At 69.8% G+C, this 15,684-nt stretch carries 14 protein-coding genes; 6 read left to right on the forward strand and 8 right to left on the reverse strand.

All coding sequences use genetic code 11. The annotated features are described in order from the left end of the window. The first annotated feature begins 174 nt into the window (after positions 1-174). From OG379_RS24875 to OG379_RS24890, 4 genes are all read left to right on the forward strand, one after another. On the forward strand, positions 175-936 hold the full coding sequence (locus OG379_RS24875) for an isoprenyl transferase (RefSeq protein ID WP_393767482.1): 762 nt from the start codon (positions 175-177) through the stop codon (positions 934-936). Between the two features lie 332 nt (positions 937-1,268). Beyond that, positions 1,269-2,591 carry a PhoH family protein gene (locus OG379_RS24880; protein ID WP_405665230.1) on the forward strand — a complete coding sequence of 441 codons (1,323 nt, stop codon included), beginning with the start codon at positions 1,269-1,271 and terminating at the stop codon, positions 2,589-2,591. A gap of 389 nt (positions 2,592-2,980) precedes the next feature. Beyond that, positions 2,981-3,682, forward strand: coding sequence for a lytic transglycosylase domain-containing protein (locus OG379_RS24885; RefSeq protein ID WP_393767479.1), 702 nt, complete (start codon positions 2,981-2,983; stop codon positions 3,680-3,682). Between the two features lie 133 nt (positions 3,683-3,815). Next, positions 3,816-5,222, forward strand: coding sequence for an AI-2E family transporter (locus OG379_RS24890; protein WP_405665231.1), 1,407 nt, complete (start codon positions 3,816-3,818; stop codon positions 5,220-5,222). A 241-nt stretch (positions 5,223-5,463) separates the two neighbouring features. On the opposite strand, the gene OG379_RS24895 is transcribed toward OG379_RS24890, so the two are convergent. The 3 genes from OG379_RS24895 to OG379_RS24905 all read right to left on the reverse strand — a co-directional run bounded on the left by OG379_RS24895 (position 5,464) and on the right by OG379_RS24905 (position 6,975). Beyond that, the gene (locus OG379_RS24895; protein WP_393767293.1) at positions 5,464-5,997 is read right to left on the reverse strand and encodes an alkyl hydroperoxide reductase; all 534 of its coding nucleotides are present in this window, start codon (positions 5,995-5,997) and stop codon (positions 5,464-5,466) included. Positions 5,998-6,009: 12 nt separating this feature from the next. After that, positions 6,010-6,561: a peroxiredoxin gene (locus tag OG379_RS24900; protein ID WP_362938049.1), complete on the reverse strand. Its 552-nt coding sequence runs from the start codon at positions 6,559-6,561 to the stop codon at positions 6,010-6,012. A gap of 192 nt (positions 6,562-6,753) precedes the next feature. Then, a complete protein-coding gene (locus OG379_RS24905; protein ID WP_405665232.1) occupies positions 6,754-6,975 on the reverse strand; it encodes a hypothetical protein in 222 nt (73 codons plus the stop codon). 210 nt (positions 6,976-7,185) lie between these two features. On the opposite strand from OG379_RS24905, the gene OG379_RS24910 reads away from it, so the two are divergent. Next, entirely contained in the window at positions 7,186-8,145 is a 960-nt protein-coding gene (locus OG379_RS24910) for a LysR substrate-binding domain-containing protein (RefSeq protein WP_405665233.1), read from the forward strand. Between the two features lie 30 nt (positions 8,146-8,175). Here the strand turns inward: OG379_RS24910 and OG379_RS24915 are convergent, their stop codons facing one another. The 5 genes from OG379_RS24915 to OG379_RS24935 form a co-directional block, all read right to left on the reverse strand. Then, positions 8,176-10,512, reverse strand: coding sequence for an ABC transporter permease (locus tag OG379_RS24915; RefSeq protein ID WP_405665235.1), 2,337 nt, complete (start codon positions 10,510-10,512; stop codon positions 8,176-8,178). After that, positions 10,509-11,195 (reverse strand): ABC transporter ATP-binding protein, encoded by a 687-nt coding sequence (locus OG379_RS24920; protein ID WP_405665236.1) that lies wholly within the window; start codon positions 11,193-11,195, stop codon positions 10,509-10,511. The genes OG379_RS24915 and OG379_RS24920 overlap by 4 nt, the downstream gene beginning before the upstream one ends. Then, on the reverse strand, positions 11,192-11,716 hold the full coding sequence (locus tag OG379_RS24925; protein ID WP_104788700.1) for a PadR family transcriptional regulator: 525 nt from the start codon (positions 11,714-11,716) through the stop codon (positions 11,192-11,194). Before OG379_RS24925 ends, OG379_RS24920 begins: the two co-directional genes overlap by 4 nt. A gap of 213 nt (positions 11,717-11,929) precedes the next feature. Next, a complete protein-coding gene (locus tag OG379_RS24930) occupies positions 11,930-12,199 on the reverse strand; it encodes a hypothetical protein (protein WP_401618331.1) in 270 nt (89 codons plus the stop codon). Continuing rightward, the gene (locus OG379_RS24935; RefSeq protein ID WP_405665238.1) at positions 12,196-13,167 is read right to left on the reverse strand and encodes an SPFH domain-containing protein; all 972 of its coding nucleotides are present in this window, start codon (positions 13,165-13,167) and stop codon (positions 12,196-12,198) included. The genes OG379_RS24930 and OG379_RS24935 overlap by 4 nt, the downstream gene beginning before the upstream one ends. Positions 13,168-13,389: 222 nt before the next feature. Here OG379_RS24935 and OG379_RS24940 point away from each other — a divergent pair, with 222 nt between their 5' ends. Then, on the forward strand, positions 13,390-15,624 hold the full coding sequence (locus tag OG379_RS24940; RefSeq protein ID WP_405665239.1) for a transglycosylase domain-containing protein: 2,235 nt from the start codon (positions 13,390-13,392) through the stop codon (positions 15,622-15,624). Positions 15,625-15,684: the final 60 nt, after the last annotated feature.

The following is a 15,684-nucleotide window of genomic DNA, read 5'->3' on the forward strand; positions in this document are numbered from 1 at the left end:
GGTTGGGCCCCTGTGCCCCCGCCGCAGTAATGTGGCGGCTTCGGGACATGCCGATCCGCGGCGCGAAAGCGCGGTGTGCGGACCGCACGGCGATCCCCCCGGGGGGCGGCCCCGGACCCCCCGCGAGGGGGAGGACGGGCCCGGGGCCCGTACGGAACCGAGAGGGTGAACTCAGTGAACTTGCGCGACCTGGTGTACGGGCTCTACGCACGCCGGGTGGGAGGCCGCCTGGATCACGACCAGGTGCCCAAGCACATCGGAGTCATCCTCGACGGCAACCGGCGGTGGGCGAAGGCGTCCGGCGGCTCGGCCGTGCAGGGACACCAGGCCGGGGCGGACAAGATCTCGGAGCTGCTCGGATGGTGCAGCGAGACGGATGTCGAGGTCGTCACCCTCTGGCTGCTGTCCACGGACAATTTCGACCGGCCGGAGGCGGAGCTCATCCCGCTGCTCGGCATCATCGAGAACACCGTGCGCCAGCTGGCCTCCGACGGGCGGTGGCGCGTCCACCACGTCGGCACGCTCGACCTGCTGCCCGCCAGGACCCAGACCGTCCTCAAGGAGGCGGAGGAGGCCACGGCGGGCATCGACGGGATAATCGTGAACGTCGCCGTCGGCTACGGCGGGCGCCAGGAGATCGCGGATGCGGTCCGCTCCCTGCTGCTGGAGCACTCCTCCCGGGGTACGACCTTCGAGGAGCTCGCCGAGGTCGTCTCCACGGACCTGATCTCCGAGCACCTCTACACCCGCGGACAGCCCGACCCGGACCTCGTGATCCGTACGAGCGGGGAGCAGCGGCTGTCGGGCTTCATGCTCTGGCAGAGCGCCCATTCGGAGTACTACTTCTGCGAGGTCTTCTGGCCGGCCTTCCGCAAGGTCGACTTCCTGCGCGCCCTGCGTGACTACGCGGCGCGGCACCGGCGCTACGGGGCCTGACGGGCCCCGCGCCCCGCCGGACGGCTGAGGGGCGGGACAGGCACCCCGGGCGACCTTGTCGCAGGCAGGGGCATGGCTTCGCGTGTTCGAGGGAATACAGCTCTCAGGTCGACGTCCGGTCAGCAACCAGGCGGACGTCGCAGCCAAGTGAGCGGCAGGCCCGCTCGCCCGGGAGGCCCTTTGCACACGAAGGACCGCACACCGTGCGGCCGACGCGGAGGGCCGGTGTTCGGCCCGCGCACGGGGTCCGAACCCGGTCCGTCCTCTCCCTTCGGGAAGTTCCGCGACCTCCGTCGCACTCCCCGACCTCGTCCGAGGGGGTACGTCCTTCCGTGGTGACCAGCAGCAAGCGCCGCATGCCCGACAGGCGCACATACGTTCTCGACACCAGCGTCCTGCTGGCCGACCCCAAAGCCGTGACCCGGTTCGACGAGCACGAAGTCGTGCTGCCGATCGTCGTGGTCACGGAGCTGGAGGCCAAAAGGCACCACCCCGAGCTCGGATACTTCGCCAGGCAGGCCCTGCGCCTGCTGGACGACTTCCGGGTCCGGTACGGCCGGCTGGACGCCCCGATCCCGCTCGGGGATCTGGGCGGGTCGCTCCGTGTCGAACTCAACCATTCCGACCCCGGCGTCCTTCCGGCCGGCTACCGGTTGGGGGACAACGACTCACGGATCCTCGCGGTCGCACGCAATCTGCAGGCCGAGGGGTACGACGTCACGGTCGTCTCCAAGGACCTGCCGCTTCGGATCAAGGCGTCCTCGGTCGGTCTCCTCGCCGAGGAGTACCGCGCCGAACTCGCCGTCACCGACTCCGGATGGACCGGGATGGCGGAGCTCACCCTCGCGGCGGAGCAGGTCGACCTGCTCTTCGGCGAGGAGAGCCTGTACATCCCCGAAGCGGCCGAATACCCCGTGCACACGGGGCTGGTCCTGCAGTCCGAGCGCGGCAAGGCGCTCGGCAGGGTCACGGCCGAGGGCAATGTCCGTCTCGTGCGCGGCGACCGGGAGGCCTTCGGGATCCACGGCCGCAGCGCCGAGCAGCGCATCGCGCTCGATCTGCTCCTCGACCAGGACGTCGGCATCGTGTCCATGGGCGGCCGGGCGGGCACCGGCAAGTCGGCCCTGGCTCTCTGCGCGGGCCTGGAGGCCGTGCTGGAGCGCCGTCAGCACCAGAAGGTGATGGTCTTCCGGCCGCTGTACGCGGTCGGCGGGCAAGAGCTCGGCTATCTCCCCGGCAGCGAGTCCGAGAAGATGAGCCCCTGGGCGCAGGCCGTCTTCGACACGCTGTCGGCGGTCGCCGGGCGCGAGGTCATCGAAGAGGTGCTGGGGCGCGGGATGCTGGAGATCCTGCCGCTCACCCACATCCGGGGGCGTTCGCTCCACGACGCGTTCGTGATCGTGGACGAGGCGCAGTCACTCGAGCGGAACGTCCTGCTGACCGTGTTGTCCCGTATCGGGGCCAATTCGCGGGTGGTGCTCACGCACGACGTGGCACAGCGGGACAACCTCAGGGTCGGCCGGTACGACGGAGTCGTCGCCGTGGTCGAGAAGCTGAAGGGGCATCCGCTCTTCGCGCACGTCACGCTCACCCGTTCCGAGCGCTCGCCCATCGCCGCGCTGGTGACCGAAATGCTGGAGGACGGACACATCTGACCCGTAACACCCCATAGATGCCGCCCGGCGAGCCAAGGAGCTTAGCCGGGCGGCATTGTGCTGCGCCGTCATTTCCGAAAAAGCGGTGGGCCAAACGGGGTGTGAGCTTTAACACGCAGCACAGAATTGCAACGCGCCGTGTCCTTCCGGCAGAGTCTTGCTTCCGTCAGGCCCCGCATACGGCACTTGGGCACCTCCAGAGGCGCCACGCACCACACAACTCAACAATCGCCGTCCGTATGCCGCCCGCGAGCACCACGCGGCGCTTCCGCAAGGAAGTCGCCCACCGGGCCCGCGCCTCCCGTGACCCAAGCAGTAGGGAGGCCAGTGTCAGGGGCACGATTGCGCCCGCGAGGTCACCTAAGCGGGCGATGCTGGAAGGACACCGTGTGAGCCGGATCTCGGTCCGGGGGTTCGCCGTGGCATCTGCCACCGCCGTAACCACCGTAGGCGCCGTCGTAGGCGTTGCGTCGGGCAGCACTCCCGCTGCGGACGACAACAACTTCGAGGCGGCCGCAGCCGACACCACGCTGCTCGCAGACATCCCCGCGGGCCAGCAGGCCCAGGTTCAGACCGCTTCGCTGACGCAGCAGGCCGACGCACAGGCCTCCGCGGCCGACGCGGCGGCCAAGAAGTCGGCCGAGGAGACGGCCCGCATCCAGGCCGCCAAGGACGCCAAGTCGAAGAAGCAGGCGGCCGAGGACAAGCTGGAGGCGGAGCGCGAGGCCAAGAAGGAGGCCGAGCGCGCGAGCCGTTCCTCCGTGCGCGACGCCACCTCCTTCTCCGCGCAGAGCTCCTACAGCGTGGCCGAAGTGCAGGCGATGGCCCGCCAGATGGTCCCCGCGGACCAGTTCCAGTGCTTCAGCAACATCGTGAACCACGAGTCGACCTGGAACTATCAGGCGAGCAACCCCTCCTCGGGTGCGTACGGACTCGTGCAGGCGCTGCCCGGCTCCAAGATGTCGTCCGCCGGTGCCGACTGGCAGACCAACCCGGCCACCCAGATCAAGTGGGGCCTCAGCTACATGGACGGCCGCTACGGCAGCCCGTGCGGCGCCTGGTCCTTCTGGCAGGCCAACAACTGGTACTAGGAGCCCCGAAGGGTTCCGCGCTCAACCTCGAGACGCCCCGCACCGTCCTACGGTGGGGGGCTTCTCGCGTGTACGGTCGATCCGGACAGCTCCGGGGGGCGTGCGGGGAGCGGACGGGGGAAAGGGAAATTCCATGTCGAAACTTCCGGGGTGGCTCGGCCGGGTGGGTGCCGAACTCACCGAGATCGGGGCGCGCCTGGAAGAACGCCGCGCCGAGGACGAGCGCCGCGCCGACGCGGACGCCGTGAGCGGCTCGTCGTCGACGCTCTCCACGGTCGTCGCCGAACAGGTGCCCGCCCCGCCCTCCTACGCCCCCTCCGTCGCCGCCAAGCCCGACCCGGTGGCCGCGATCCCCTGGGGGATGCGCGTCGCGGCCGAGGCCGGCTGGCGGCTGCTGGTCCTGGCCGGCACCCTCTGGGTGCTCATGCGGATCATCAGCGCGGTCCAACTGGTCGTCCTCGCGTTCGTCGCCGCCCTGCTGGTGACCGCGATGCTCCAGCCCACCGTCGTACGGCTGAGACGGCTCGGGCTGCCGCGCGGTCTGGCCACCGCGGTCACGGCGGTGCTCGGCTTCGTCGTGATGGGGCTGGTCGGCTGGTTCGTCGTCTGGCAGGTGATGGACAATCTGGACGATCTGTCCGACCGGGTCCGCGACGGCATCGACGAGCTGAAGCGCTGGCTCCTGGACAGCCCGTTCCATGTCACCGAGTCGCAGATCAACGACATCGCGAAGAACCTCAGCGACACCATCGGCACCAATACGGAGGAGATCACCTCCGCCGGGCTCCAGGGCGTCACCGTGATGGTGGAGGTCCTCACCGGGCTGCTGCTGGCGATGTTCTCGACGCTCTTCCTGCTCTACGACGGGAAGCGCATCTGGCAGTGGGTGCTCAAGCTGGTGCCCTCCCAGGCACGGCCGGGCGTCGCGGGCGCCGGACCGCGCGCCTGGCGGACGCTGACCGCCTATGTGCGGGGCACGGTGATCGTGGCCCTGATCGACGCGATCTTCATCGGGCTCGGGATCTACTTCCTCGATGTGCCGATGGCGGTTCCGCTCGCCGTCTTCATCTTCCTCTTCGCCTTCATCCCCCTGGTCGGCGCCGTGGTCTCCGGCGCCCTCGCCGTGGTCGTCGCACTCGTCACCCAGGGCGTGTTCACCGCGCTGATGGTGTTGATCGTGGTGCTCGCCGTGCAGCAGATCGAGGGCCACATCCTGCAGCCCTTCATCCTCGGCCGTGCCGTACGCGTCCACCCGCTGGCCGTCGTGCTGTCGGTCGCGGCGGGCGGCATGGTGGCGGGTATCGGCGGTGCGGTCGTCGCCGTACCCCTGGTCGCCGTGACCAATACGGTGGTCGGCTATCTGCGCTCGTACGGGCAGGACCCCGCGGTGCTCCACGGGTCAGGGCCGCACGGCGCGACGGCGCTCTCGGCCCTGCCGCCGACGGAACCGCCCCGGCCCGCGGACGCACCGGGACCTGTCGCCTCGGACGACCGCGGCGACGAGACCGGGTCGGCCCCGCCGGACGACCAGAAGCCCTAGGTGTTCCGACACGGAGGCTGGGTGCGGTGACACCGCGACACCTGGGCGCGACCCACGAGTCCTGCTGGATGGACCTCAAGATCCATGACCTGTCGGGCACCGCGGCGTCCTCCGGCTCAGCAGCCCGGAAGGGCTGACCTTCCAGTCCGGCAGGGCGCTCCGGCTCCCGCCGCCCGGCGTACATGAAAGAAGGGCCCCAGGGACGGTCGGTCGTCCTCGGGGCCCTTCTCGTTCATGGGTACTACTCGGCGAGCACGGCCTCGGAATCGAGGGTCACGCCGACCGCCTGGATCACCGAAGCAATCTTGACGGCTTCCTGAATGGTCTCACGGTCGACGCCCGCCTTGCGCAGCACCTGCTCGTGGGAGTCCAGGCACTGGCCGCAGCCGTTGATCGCGGAGACGGCGAGCGACCACAGCTCGAAGTCGACCTTCTCCACGCCCGGCTTGCCGATGACGTTCATCCGCAGGCCCGCACGGAGGTTTCCGTACTCGGGGTCCGACAGCAGGTGCCGGGTGCGGTAGAAGACGTTGTTCATCGCCATGATGGCGGCGGCCGACTTCGCCGCGGTGTACGCCTCGGCGGAGAGGTTGGCCTTGGCCTCCGGCTCCAGCTCGCGGAGCACCTTCGGCGAGCGCGAAGCGATCGCGCAGGCCAGGACGGTGCCCCACAGCTGCTGCTGCGGGAGCTCGCTGTTGCCGATGACCGAGCCGAGGTTCAGCTTCAGGTCCTTGGCGAAGTCCGGTATGGCGGACTTCAGTTCATCGAGTGCCATGTCGGTATCAGCTCACTCGCCGGAGAGGAGGGCGACCGGGTCGAGGGTGTTCTCGCCCTTGGTCCAGTTGCAGGGGCACAGCTCGTCGGTCTGCAGGGCGTCGAGGACCCGCAGGACCTCCTTGGGGTTACGGCCCACGGAACCGGCGGTGACCATCGTGAACTGGATCTCGTTGTTCTGGTCGACGATGAAGACGGCGCGCTGCGCGAAGCCGTCCTCGCCCTCGATGCCGAGGTCACGCATGAGCTCGTGCTTCGAGTCGGCCAGCATCGGGAAGGGCAGGTCGGTCAGGTCCGGGTGGTCCTTGCGCCAGGCGTGGTGCACGAACTCGGAGTCACCGGAGAAGCCGAGGATCTGCGCGTCACGGTCGGCGAACTCGTCGTTCAGCTTGCCGAAGGCGGCGATCTCGGTGGGGCACACGAAGGTGAAGTCCTTCGGCCACGCGAAGATCACTTTCCAACCCTCATACGTCTTGTGGGTGATGGTCTCGAACTCCTCACCCTTCTCCAGGGAGACGCAAGCAGTCAGTTCGAACTCGGGGAACTTGTCACCAACGGTGAGCATGATTCTGGGCACTCCTGTGTTGCTTGGGGTTGGACCTGAGCACAGTCCCACATGCCCCATTGATCACGGAAATCGGACACGTCGAAGGGATTGATAGAAGTGGGCGATCAGTGGTAGGCGTCGGCGATCCGTCCCAGCGGCTGAGACTCATGGGAGAGGTCGGCGTGACCGCCGACGGGCGGGGGCTGCTACTCACTTCCCGCCCTCGATCCAGACGACCTCGATCAGCGAGGGGTCGAACCTACGACCACGTCCCGCGGGGTGGACCATCACGGCCCGGATCGACTCGGCTGCCAACGCGTCCATGTCTTTGAACTGCTCGGCAGCCTGTTCGCCGATCTCGCGCCAGTCGGCAGCGTTCGTCCTGAGCGCCTTGTCCTCCGATACGCGCGCATAGGCGCCCACAGGAATCACGTCATGTCCTCCCCGGAAGTTGACTCAAGGGGACGTTAAGGCTGGTGAGGCGTGACTTATATTGGGACATCACACTCGAAAGTGTTGTCCAGTGATACTGGCGTGCACGAAGACGATCTTCCGTCGGGGGTGAACTTACCCGCTGTGGCACTGAGTGCATTGATTGCCGATCTGGATACACTCGGTCCGTACGATCGGAGGTGCCTATCAGTGGCGTATGCAAATCAGGCTATTAGGGTCAAGCAGCCCAGCCTCTCGCAGCTGCGCGCCTTCGCGGCTGTGGCGGAGCATCTGCACTTCCGGGACGCGGCGGCAGCAATCGGGATGAGTCAGCCCGCGCTCTCCGGGGCGGTGTCCGCCCTGGAGGTGGCACTGGGTGTCCAGCTCATCGAGCGCACGACGCGCAAGGTGCTGCTCTCGCCCGAGGGGGAGCGCCTCGCGGTGCGGAGCCGGGCGGTGCTGGAGGCGCTCGGGGAGCTGATGGAGGAGGCCGAGGCGGTGCGCGCGCCCTTCACCGGGGTGCTCAGGCTCGGCGTGATCCCGACGGTCGCACCGTATCTGCTGCCGGCCGTGCTCAGGCTGGTCCATGAGCGCTACCCGGACCTGGATCTCCAGGTCCATGAGGAGCAGACCTCCTCGCTGCTGGAGGGGCTGGGGGCCGGCCGGCTGGACCTGCTGCTGCTCGCGGTGCCGCTGGGGGTGCCCGGCGTCACGGAACTGCCGCTGTTCGACGAGGACTTCGTGCTCGTCATGGAGAAGCAGCACCAGCTCGCCGGGCGTACCGGCCTGCCGCGCGGGACGCTGCGCGATCTGCCGCTGCTGCTGCTCGACGAGGGGCACTGCCTGCGCGACCAGGCGCTGGACATCTGCCGGGAGGCGGGGCGCACCCAGGGGGCGCCGGTGACGACGACCGCGGCCGGGCTCTCCACGCTGGTCCAGCTCGTGGCCGGCGGGCTCGGGGTGACGCTCCTTCCGCGTACGGCCGTGACCGTGGAGACCGGGCGTAACGAGGCGCTGGCCACCGGGTACTTCGAGGACCCCGCGCCCTCCCGCCGGGTGGCGCTGGCGGTGCGGACGGGCTCGGCGAGGCACGAGGAGTTCGAGGAGCTCGCGGCCGCGCTGCGCGGGGCGATGGGGGCGTTGCCGGTCCGGGTGCCCGAGGAGGGGTGAGCGCGGCCCCCGGCGCGCTCACCCCCGCCATCACTCCGTACGCAGCCCGTCCGGGCGCATCAGTCGCCACAGCAAGGGCAGGGAGAGCACGGTCACGGCCACGATGAGGGTGCCGCCCGCGCCCGCCATCGGCAGGAACAGCCACCACTGGGTGACCGACTTGGCCAGCATCCACGTCAGCAGGACCCCCAGCCCCAGGCCGCCCGCCGTCGCGACCAGCAGGCCGACGACCACGGGGAGGGCGGTCTGCCAGAGCACCGACCAGCCGAGGGTGACCCGCCTGGTGCCGAAGGCGACCAGCACCGACAGCAGCCGCTTGCGCTCCCGGAGCTGTTCCAGCTGCGAGACCAGCATGGACACGGCGATCAGCATCAGAGTGGCCACCGCGCCCAGTCGCAACGCCGTCTGGACGCTGGCGTACTGGCGGTCGCGCGCCACGGAGGTCAGGGTGGTGACCCGCATCGTGGGGTCGATCCTGGCCGCCGTGTTCCGCACGTGCTCGGCGACATCCTCCACGCCCTGGTCGACCCTGAGCTGGGCGGTGATCTGGGCGTTGGGCAGGGTCCCCGGGTCGATCGCGCCGGGGGTCGCCATGATGCCCCAGTGCTCCTTGCCGAGCGGATCGAGCCCGGTCCGCACGGTCCGGGCGTCGGCCGGCAGGGTCCAGAGCATCGACTTCGCTCCGGGCTCCAAGCCGTGGGAGGAGTTGAGTTCGACCTCCTTGCCCTTGCGGGCCGTCTCGTCGACCCAGTCGGCCTGCTCCTTGTCGTCCTTCGGGTGGGCGACGAAGACGTCCCCCTCCTTGCAGGAGCCGATCGGCGCCAGCTCCTTCAGGGTGGCGCAGTCGCCGACGGTCAGGGTGGTGGTGGGCTGGATGTCCTCCGCCGCGTACGTCCCCGGCCTGGTCACGTACGTCTCGACCGTGCCGATGACCGTCTCGACCCCTTCGGTCGCCCGGAAGTCCGCGATGGTCCTGGCGGCGGCCTCCCCGCTGACGTCCTCGGAGTAGGTGGTGAACTGCGCCCGTGACGGGTCCTGCCCCGTCATCCGTTCGAAGTCGTCCCCCACGGCGGCGAACAGCATCTGCAGGGCCACCGCGCCCGCCACAGCGACCGTGATGCCGCTGACGGCGCGGGACGCCGCCCCGCTGGTCAGCTGGAGCCTGCGCACGGCGAGCTGCCAGGGCAGGGGACCGCCGCGCAGCCGCTGCACGACCGCCTCGACCAGCCAGGGGAGCAGCAGCGCGAGCCCGACGAGGACCAGCACGGCGCCGGCCGCGATCGGGTAGGGGTTGACGGGGGTGAACTCGTCGACCCGCCCGGTCAGTGCCAGCACGGCGATCCCCGCGGCAGGCACCAGCAGACGCCACCAGAGGCGGCGCCGCCGGCCGGCGGCATGGCGTACGACGCCGAGCGGTTCGATGACCACGGAGCGCAGGGCGGCGAGGGTGACGAGCACCGCGGCGAGGGGCACCGCCACCGCGATCAGCGCGGTCAGCCACCCGGCGGGGACCAGGTCGGAGGGGAAGGCGCTGTGGCCCCACAGTTCCACCTCGCCCACGAACCTGCGGCCGGCCAGGAAGAACGCCGCTCCCGCCACAAGACCGAGCAGCGAGCCGAACAGCGCCTCACCCGCCGCGATCCTGCGGGTCGCCCGGATGTCCGTACCGACCAGGCGCAGGGCGGCCAGCCGGCGGTCCCGGCGTTCGCCGCCGAACCGTACGGCGGTGGCGATGAAGATCGCCACGGGGACGAGGAGCACGACGCAGATGATGATGACCAGGACGACCAGGACGGGCGGCAGCTCGTCGCTCCAGTCCCTGTCCCCGTAACCGCCCACCCGGTGACCGCCGGTGGCCGGGGTCAGGGTGTCGCTGCCCGCGTAGTAGTACAGCTCTCCCGGGGAGAGCAGGCCCGCGTCGACGATCGTCGCGGAGATCCGGTACGGGAGGCGTTCCTTGAGGAGGCTGCCCCCGGGCGAGGCCAGCAGCTCCTTCAGGGCGGGTGAGGCGACCATCTCGCCCGGGGCGGGGAGGGACTCGAGGCCGGGAGGGGTGACCGGGTGCGTGCCGTCCGGCCGCATCAGGAAACCGGTGACGACCTGTCCCCTGAACTCGGTCTCCGCGCCGATCCGCAGCACGGTGGTGTCGGACTTCTCGACCTTGCCGTTCCAGGAGGCCGCACCCTCCGCCCGGGCGCGGTCGCGTGCGGAACGCTCGTCCAGCAGATGGGGGACCGACGAGGCGACCAGCAGCAGCGCCACACCGAGGCCGACCCCGACTGCCGTGAGCGCGGTCCGCGCCCAGCCCTCGCGTCCGCCCGCGGCGGCGAAGCGTATGCCGAGGCCGAGGTCACGCAGCCAGGTCATACGGCGTACTCCAGATCGCGGCACCGGCCGTCGCGTACGACGACGTCGCGGTCCGAGTACGCGGCGACCCGCGCCTCGTGCGTGACGAGTACGACGGCTGTGTTCGCCAGGCGCGCGGACTCGGTGAGCAGCTCCATCACCCGCTCGCCGTTGAGGGAGTCCAGTGCCCCCGTCGGCTCGTCGGCGAAGATCACCTTGGGGGAGGCGACCAGGGCCCGGGCCACGGCGACGCGCTGGCCCTGACCGCCGGACACCTGGCCGGGGCGCTGCGCGGCGAGGTCTTCGACCTCCAGGCGCTCCAGCCACTCCCGGGCGGTGCGTTCGGCTTCCTTGCGCTTGACGCCGTTGAGGCGGAGCGGCAGGGCGACGTTCTCCAGGCAGGTCAGCTCGGGGACGAGCTGGCCGAACTGGAAGACGAAGCCGAAGTCGCTGCGTCGCAGGGCGCTGCGCTCGGCGTCGGACATCGCGGACAGCTCACGGCCGCCGTAGCTGATGGTGCCCGAGTCGGGGGTGACGATCCCGGCGAGGCAGTGCAGCAGCGTCGACTTGCCGGAGCCGGAGGGGCCCATGACGGCGACGACCTCGCCGGGGTGCACGGAGAAGGAGGCCCCGTCGAGCGCGGGGGTCGAGCCGTAGACCTTGTGGAGGTCGTGAGCGGCGAGCAGGGAGCCGGCGGGTGTCACGGGGCGACCACCTCGGCGAGCTTGCCGAGCCGGGCGGCGGTCAGTTCCAGCCAGCGCAGATCGGCTTCGAGGTGGAACAGGGCGTGGTCGCAGATCAGCTGGTCGGCGAGGTCGCCCTGGCGCTTGCGGTCGGTGAGGATGCGCATCAGGCGCAGATGCTCGGAGCGCTGGGCGTCCAGGATGTCGGCGGCGTCGCGGCCGGTGAGCAGCGCGAGGACGACCTTCGTGTACAGGGTCGACTGCAGATACGGCTCGGGCTTCTCGGGCTGCGCGAGCCAGGAGCTGACGTCGGTGATGCCCGCGTCGGTGATGGCGTACCGCTTGCGCTCGGGCCCGCCGTCCGTCTCGACGCCGTCGACCTCGACGAGCCCGTTCTTGAGCAGGCGGGACATCGTCGCGTAGACCTGGCCGTAGTGCAGGGGACGATCGTGCCCGAACTTCTCGTCGAAGGCGCGCTTGAGGTCGTAGCCGTGGCGGGGGCCGGACTCGAGGAGCCCGAGGAGGGTGTGACCGATTGACATGCCGCGCACTATACATGGCATGTATACGCGGTATGAATACGGCCCCGGGGGCGCGGGACGGTGGCCCGCCGCCTCCGGGCCCCCGCGCCTCAATCGCCGCCGCGGCTTGAATGTGCCGGGCCTGCGTCGGGTGGGTCCAGGGGCAGAATCAAGCCCGTTGGGGGTCCCCCCGGACGAAGTCTGGGGGAGATCGAGGGCGAAGCCGGGTCGGGGTCACTCCGGTGGTTCGGGCCGTTCCGGGGGCGGGCTCTTCGGGGGGCGGCCCCGGCGGGGGATCGGTGCCGCGCCGCCCGGGAGCCGGCCCGCCTCCGCGAGCGCCCGCCGCAGCAGGAACTCGATCTGCGCGTTCGCGCTGCGGAGCTCGTCCGAGGCCCAGCGGGCCAGCGCGTCGTGCACCGCCGGATCGAGCCGCAGCAGCATCTGCTTGCGGGCGGGGCCGCGCCGGGCGGGCCGGCCGGGGGGAGGAGCCGCGTCGTCGGTCACTGGTAGAGCGTGCCCGTGTTCAGGACCGGCTGTGCCGCACGGTCACCGCACAGCACGACCATCAGGTTGCTGACCATCGCCGCCTTCCGCTCGGAGTCGAGCTCGACGATGTCCTGCTCCGCGATCCGGGTCAGCGCCATCTCGACCATGCCCACTGCGCCCTCGACGATCTGCTGGCGTGCCGCGACGACCGCACCCGCCTGCTGCCGCTGAAGCATCGCCGAGGCGATCTCGGGAGCGTACGCGAGGTGGCTGAAGCGGGACTCGATGATGCGTACGCCCGCCGCCTGCACCCGCGCCGTGAGCTCGACCGCGAGCTTCTCGGTGATCTCCTCGGCGTTGCCCCGCAGGGAGAGCCCGCCCTCCTCGTGGGCGTCGTACGGGTACTCGATCGCGATGTGCCGGACCGCCGCCTCGGTCTGGGTGGCGACGAACTCCAGGAAGTCGTCGACCTCGAAGAGCGCCTGAGCGGTGTCCTCGACCTTCCAGACGACGATCGCCGCGAGTTCGATCGGGTTGCCGTAGGCGTCGTTGACCTTCAGGACCGCCGTCTCGTGGTTGCGGACCCGGGTGGAGATCTTGCGGCTGGACGTCAGCGGGTTGATCCAGCGCAGGCCGTCCGCGCGGATCGTGCCGACGTAACGGCCGAAGAGCTGGATGACCCGGGCCTCGCCCGGAGCGACCATCTTCACACCGCTCATGCAGAAGAAGGAGGCGACGGCCAGGAGCAGACCGAGGACGACGAGCGGGATACCGACTCCGTTGTGGCCGTCGGAGCCGAGGACACCGCCGATGACGGTCAGGGCCACGCCCAGGAACACCCCGAGGACGGTCAGGAGCAGGCCGAGACCGCCGGGGATGGAGTGGGCGGTCACCTCCCTGACCTGGGGTGCGGGCATCTCAGGGGCGTCGGGCGTCAGATCGGCTCCGGGGCCGGTGGTGCCGGGCAGGTCGTGTGGTGCGGACATGGGTCCCCCGTTTCGTACGGCATAGCGCCGCGCTAGCAATGTGATTACACATTAACGCTCCTCGCAACCTTGTGCACCCCTCACGAGTCGGTTCCTGCAGGAGTGGGTGCTGATTCTCACGCCCGGAAAAGACCGGATCGCTTGCCATTTGTCCGGGCTTTCAGTGTTAGCTGGCAGGTCTGACCGGATCGGTACGAGCAGAAGGACAGGAGCACCACAGCGATGGGTCGAGCGGATGCGCGACGAGCCCAGGGGCGGGGAGCGCGCCGGGCCGCCCGGAGCGGCGGCATACGCCGGCTCTTCACCTGGCGGAAGATCCTGGGCACCTTCTTCGGTCTCTGCCTGCTCGTGATGGGCGCCTTCGCGGCCCTCTACGTGTACGTGGACGTGCCTGAGGCCAACGCCCAGGCGCAGAAGCAGAGCAACGTCTACAAGTACAGCGACGGCACGCTGCTCGCCCGGAGCAACTCCGAGGTCAACCGGGAGATAGTCGACCTGGACGTCGTGCCGAAGCCGGTCCAGCACGCCTTCGTCGCGGCCGAGAACAAGTCGTTCTACCGGGACCAGGGCGTCGACCTCAAGGGCACCACGCGCGGCCTGCTCAACACGCTCTCCGGCAAGGGCAAGCAGGGTGGCTCCACGATCACCCAGCAGTACGTGAAGAACTACTACCTCACGCAGGACCAGACGGTCAGCCGCAAGCTCAAGGAGCTGGTGATCTCCCTCAAGGTCGACCAGCGCATGAAGAAGGACGACATCCTCGCCGGGTACCTCAACACGGTCTACTACGGACGCGGCGCGAGCGGCATCCAGGCGGCGGCACAGGCTTACTACGGCGTCGACGCCAAGGATCTCGACACCGCCCAGGGTGCTTACCTCGCCGCCCTGCTCCAGGCCCCCAGCCAGTACGACTGGGCGAACGCCACCCCCGGCGGCAAGAAGCTCGTCAAGGAACGCTGGGCCTACACGCTGAACAACATGGTGGACGAGGGCTGGCTGGACAAGGCCGAGCGGGACAAGCTGACCTTCCCCGTCCCGGACGCGCCCAAGGCGGCCCCCGGCATGGAGGGCCAGACCGGCTACCTCGTCGAGGCCGCGAACAACGAGATGAAGCGGCAGGGCGTCACCGAGGAGGAACTGGACGCCGGCGGCTGGACGGTCACCCTCAACATCGACAAGAAGCGGCAGAAGCAGCTCGAGAAGTCGGTCGCCGACCAGCTGGAGAACCAGCTCGACCGCAAGAACAGCAAGGTCGACGCGACCGTCCAGGCCGGTGCCACCTCCGTGGACCCGAAGACGGGCAAGGTGGTCGCGCTGTACGGCGGTGTCGGCGCGACCGAGCACTACATCTCCAACGCCACCCGCCAGGACTACCAGCCGGCCTCCACCTTCAAGCCGCTGGTGCTCGCCTCCGCACTGGAGAACGAGTCGGTCACCCAGGACGGCAACCTGATCGGCCTGAACACGGTCTACGACGGCACCAGCAAGCGCCCGGTCGTCGGCAGCGACACCCCGTTCGCCCCGCAGAACGAGGACGACATCAGCTACGACAGTCCGACCGTCCAGACGGCGATGGACAAGTCGATCAACTCCGTCTTCGCGCAGATGGTCGTCGACGTCACCCCGAGCGCCGTGAAGAAGACCGCGCTGGACATGGGCGTACCGGACAAGAACTTCCCGGAGCGTCCCGCGATCACGCTCGGCACGATGAACGCCTCGACGTGGGACATGGCCGGCGTCTACGCCACGCTCGCCAACCACGGCAAGAAGGTCACCCCGACCATCGTGAAGTCCGCCGAGCACCGCGACCGCACCATGGAGCCCGTCGACGGCGTGGGCGGCCAGGCGATCAGCCGGGCGTCCGCCGACACCGTGACGAAGGCGCTGACCGAGGTCGTCGACATCGGTTCGGGCCGGGAGGCCAACACCTCCGCCTACGACGCGGCCGGCAAGACCGGCACCTCCGAGGACAACAAGGCGGCCTGGTTCACGGCCTACACCCCGGAGCTCACCACGGCTGTGGCTCTCTTCGGTGAGTCCACCGCCGAGGGCGGTGGCCAGGTCAGCCTCACCGGCACGGCCAACTCCGGCCGGGCCAACGGTGGCGGTTTCCCCGCCAAGATCTGGGCCGACTACACCCTGGGCGCGCTCGGGGGCGGCTCCGACGCCACATTCGACCTGCAAGGAATCGAAGAGGGGGAGACGCCGGTGACCGAGACCCCCTCGGCCACCCCGTCCGAGACCGAGGAGCCGTCGGAGACCCCGTCCGAGGAGCCCGAGACGCCCAGCGAGACGCCGAGCGAGACCCCCAGCGAGGAGTCGCCCCCGGCGGAGACGCCGAGCGAGACCACCCCCTCCGGGTCGCCGAGCGGGTCACCCAGCACGACGAAGGACCCCGACGACGGTGACTGGCCGCCGGGCGAGCGGCCCGGCAGCGAGGGTGTGCTGGGGCAGTAGCGACGCGTGAGGGGCGGGTGCCGAACCGGCACCCGCCCCTCACGCACGTCCGGCGTCAGC

The sequence above is a fragment of the Streptomyces sp. NBC_01166 genome, assembly GCF_045039765.1.
Taxonomy (GTDB): domain Bacteria; phylum Actinomycetota; class Actinomycetes; order Streptomycetales; family Streptomycetaceae; genus Streptomyces.

Bases quoted from the DNA above. Each gene is read 5' to 3' on its own strand.
- OG379_RS24915 (WP_405665235.1), bottom strand. From the start codon at position 10,512: ATGACCTGGCTGCGTGACCTCGGCCTCGGCATACGCTTCGCCGCCGCG.
- OG379_RS24895 (WP_393767293.1), bottom strand. From the start codon at position 5,997: ATGGCACTCGATGAACTGAAGTCCGCCATACCGGACTTCGCCAAGGAC.
- OG379_RS24935 (WP_405665238.1), bottom strand. From the start codon at position 13,167: ATGTCCGCACCACACGACCTGCCCGGCACCACCGGCCCCGGAGCCGAT.
- OG379_RS24900 (WP_362938049.1), bottom strand. From the start codon at position 6,561: ATGCTCACCGTTGGTGACAAGTTCCCCGAGTTCGAACTGACTGCTTGC.
- OG379_RS24940 (WP_405665239.1), top strand. From the start codon at position 13,390: ATGGGTCGAGCGGATGCGCGACGAGCCCAGGGGCGGGGAGCGCGCCGG.
- OG379_RS24890 (WP_405665231.1), top strand. From the start codon at position 3,816: ATGTCGAAACTTCCGGGGTGGCTCGGCCGGGTGGGTGCCGAACTCACC.
- OG379_RS24925 (WP_104788700.1), bottom strand. From the start codon at position 11,716: ATGTCAATCGGTCACACCCTCCTCGGGCTCCTCGAGTCCGGCCCCCGC.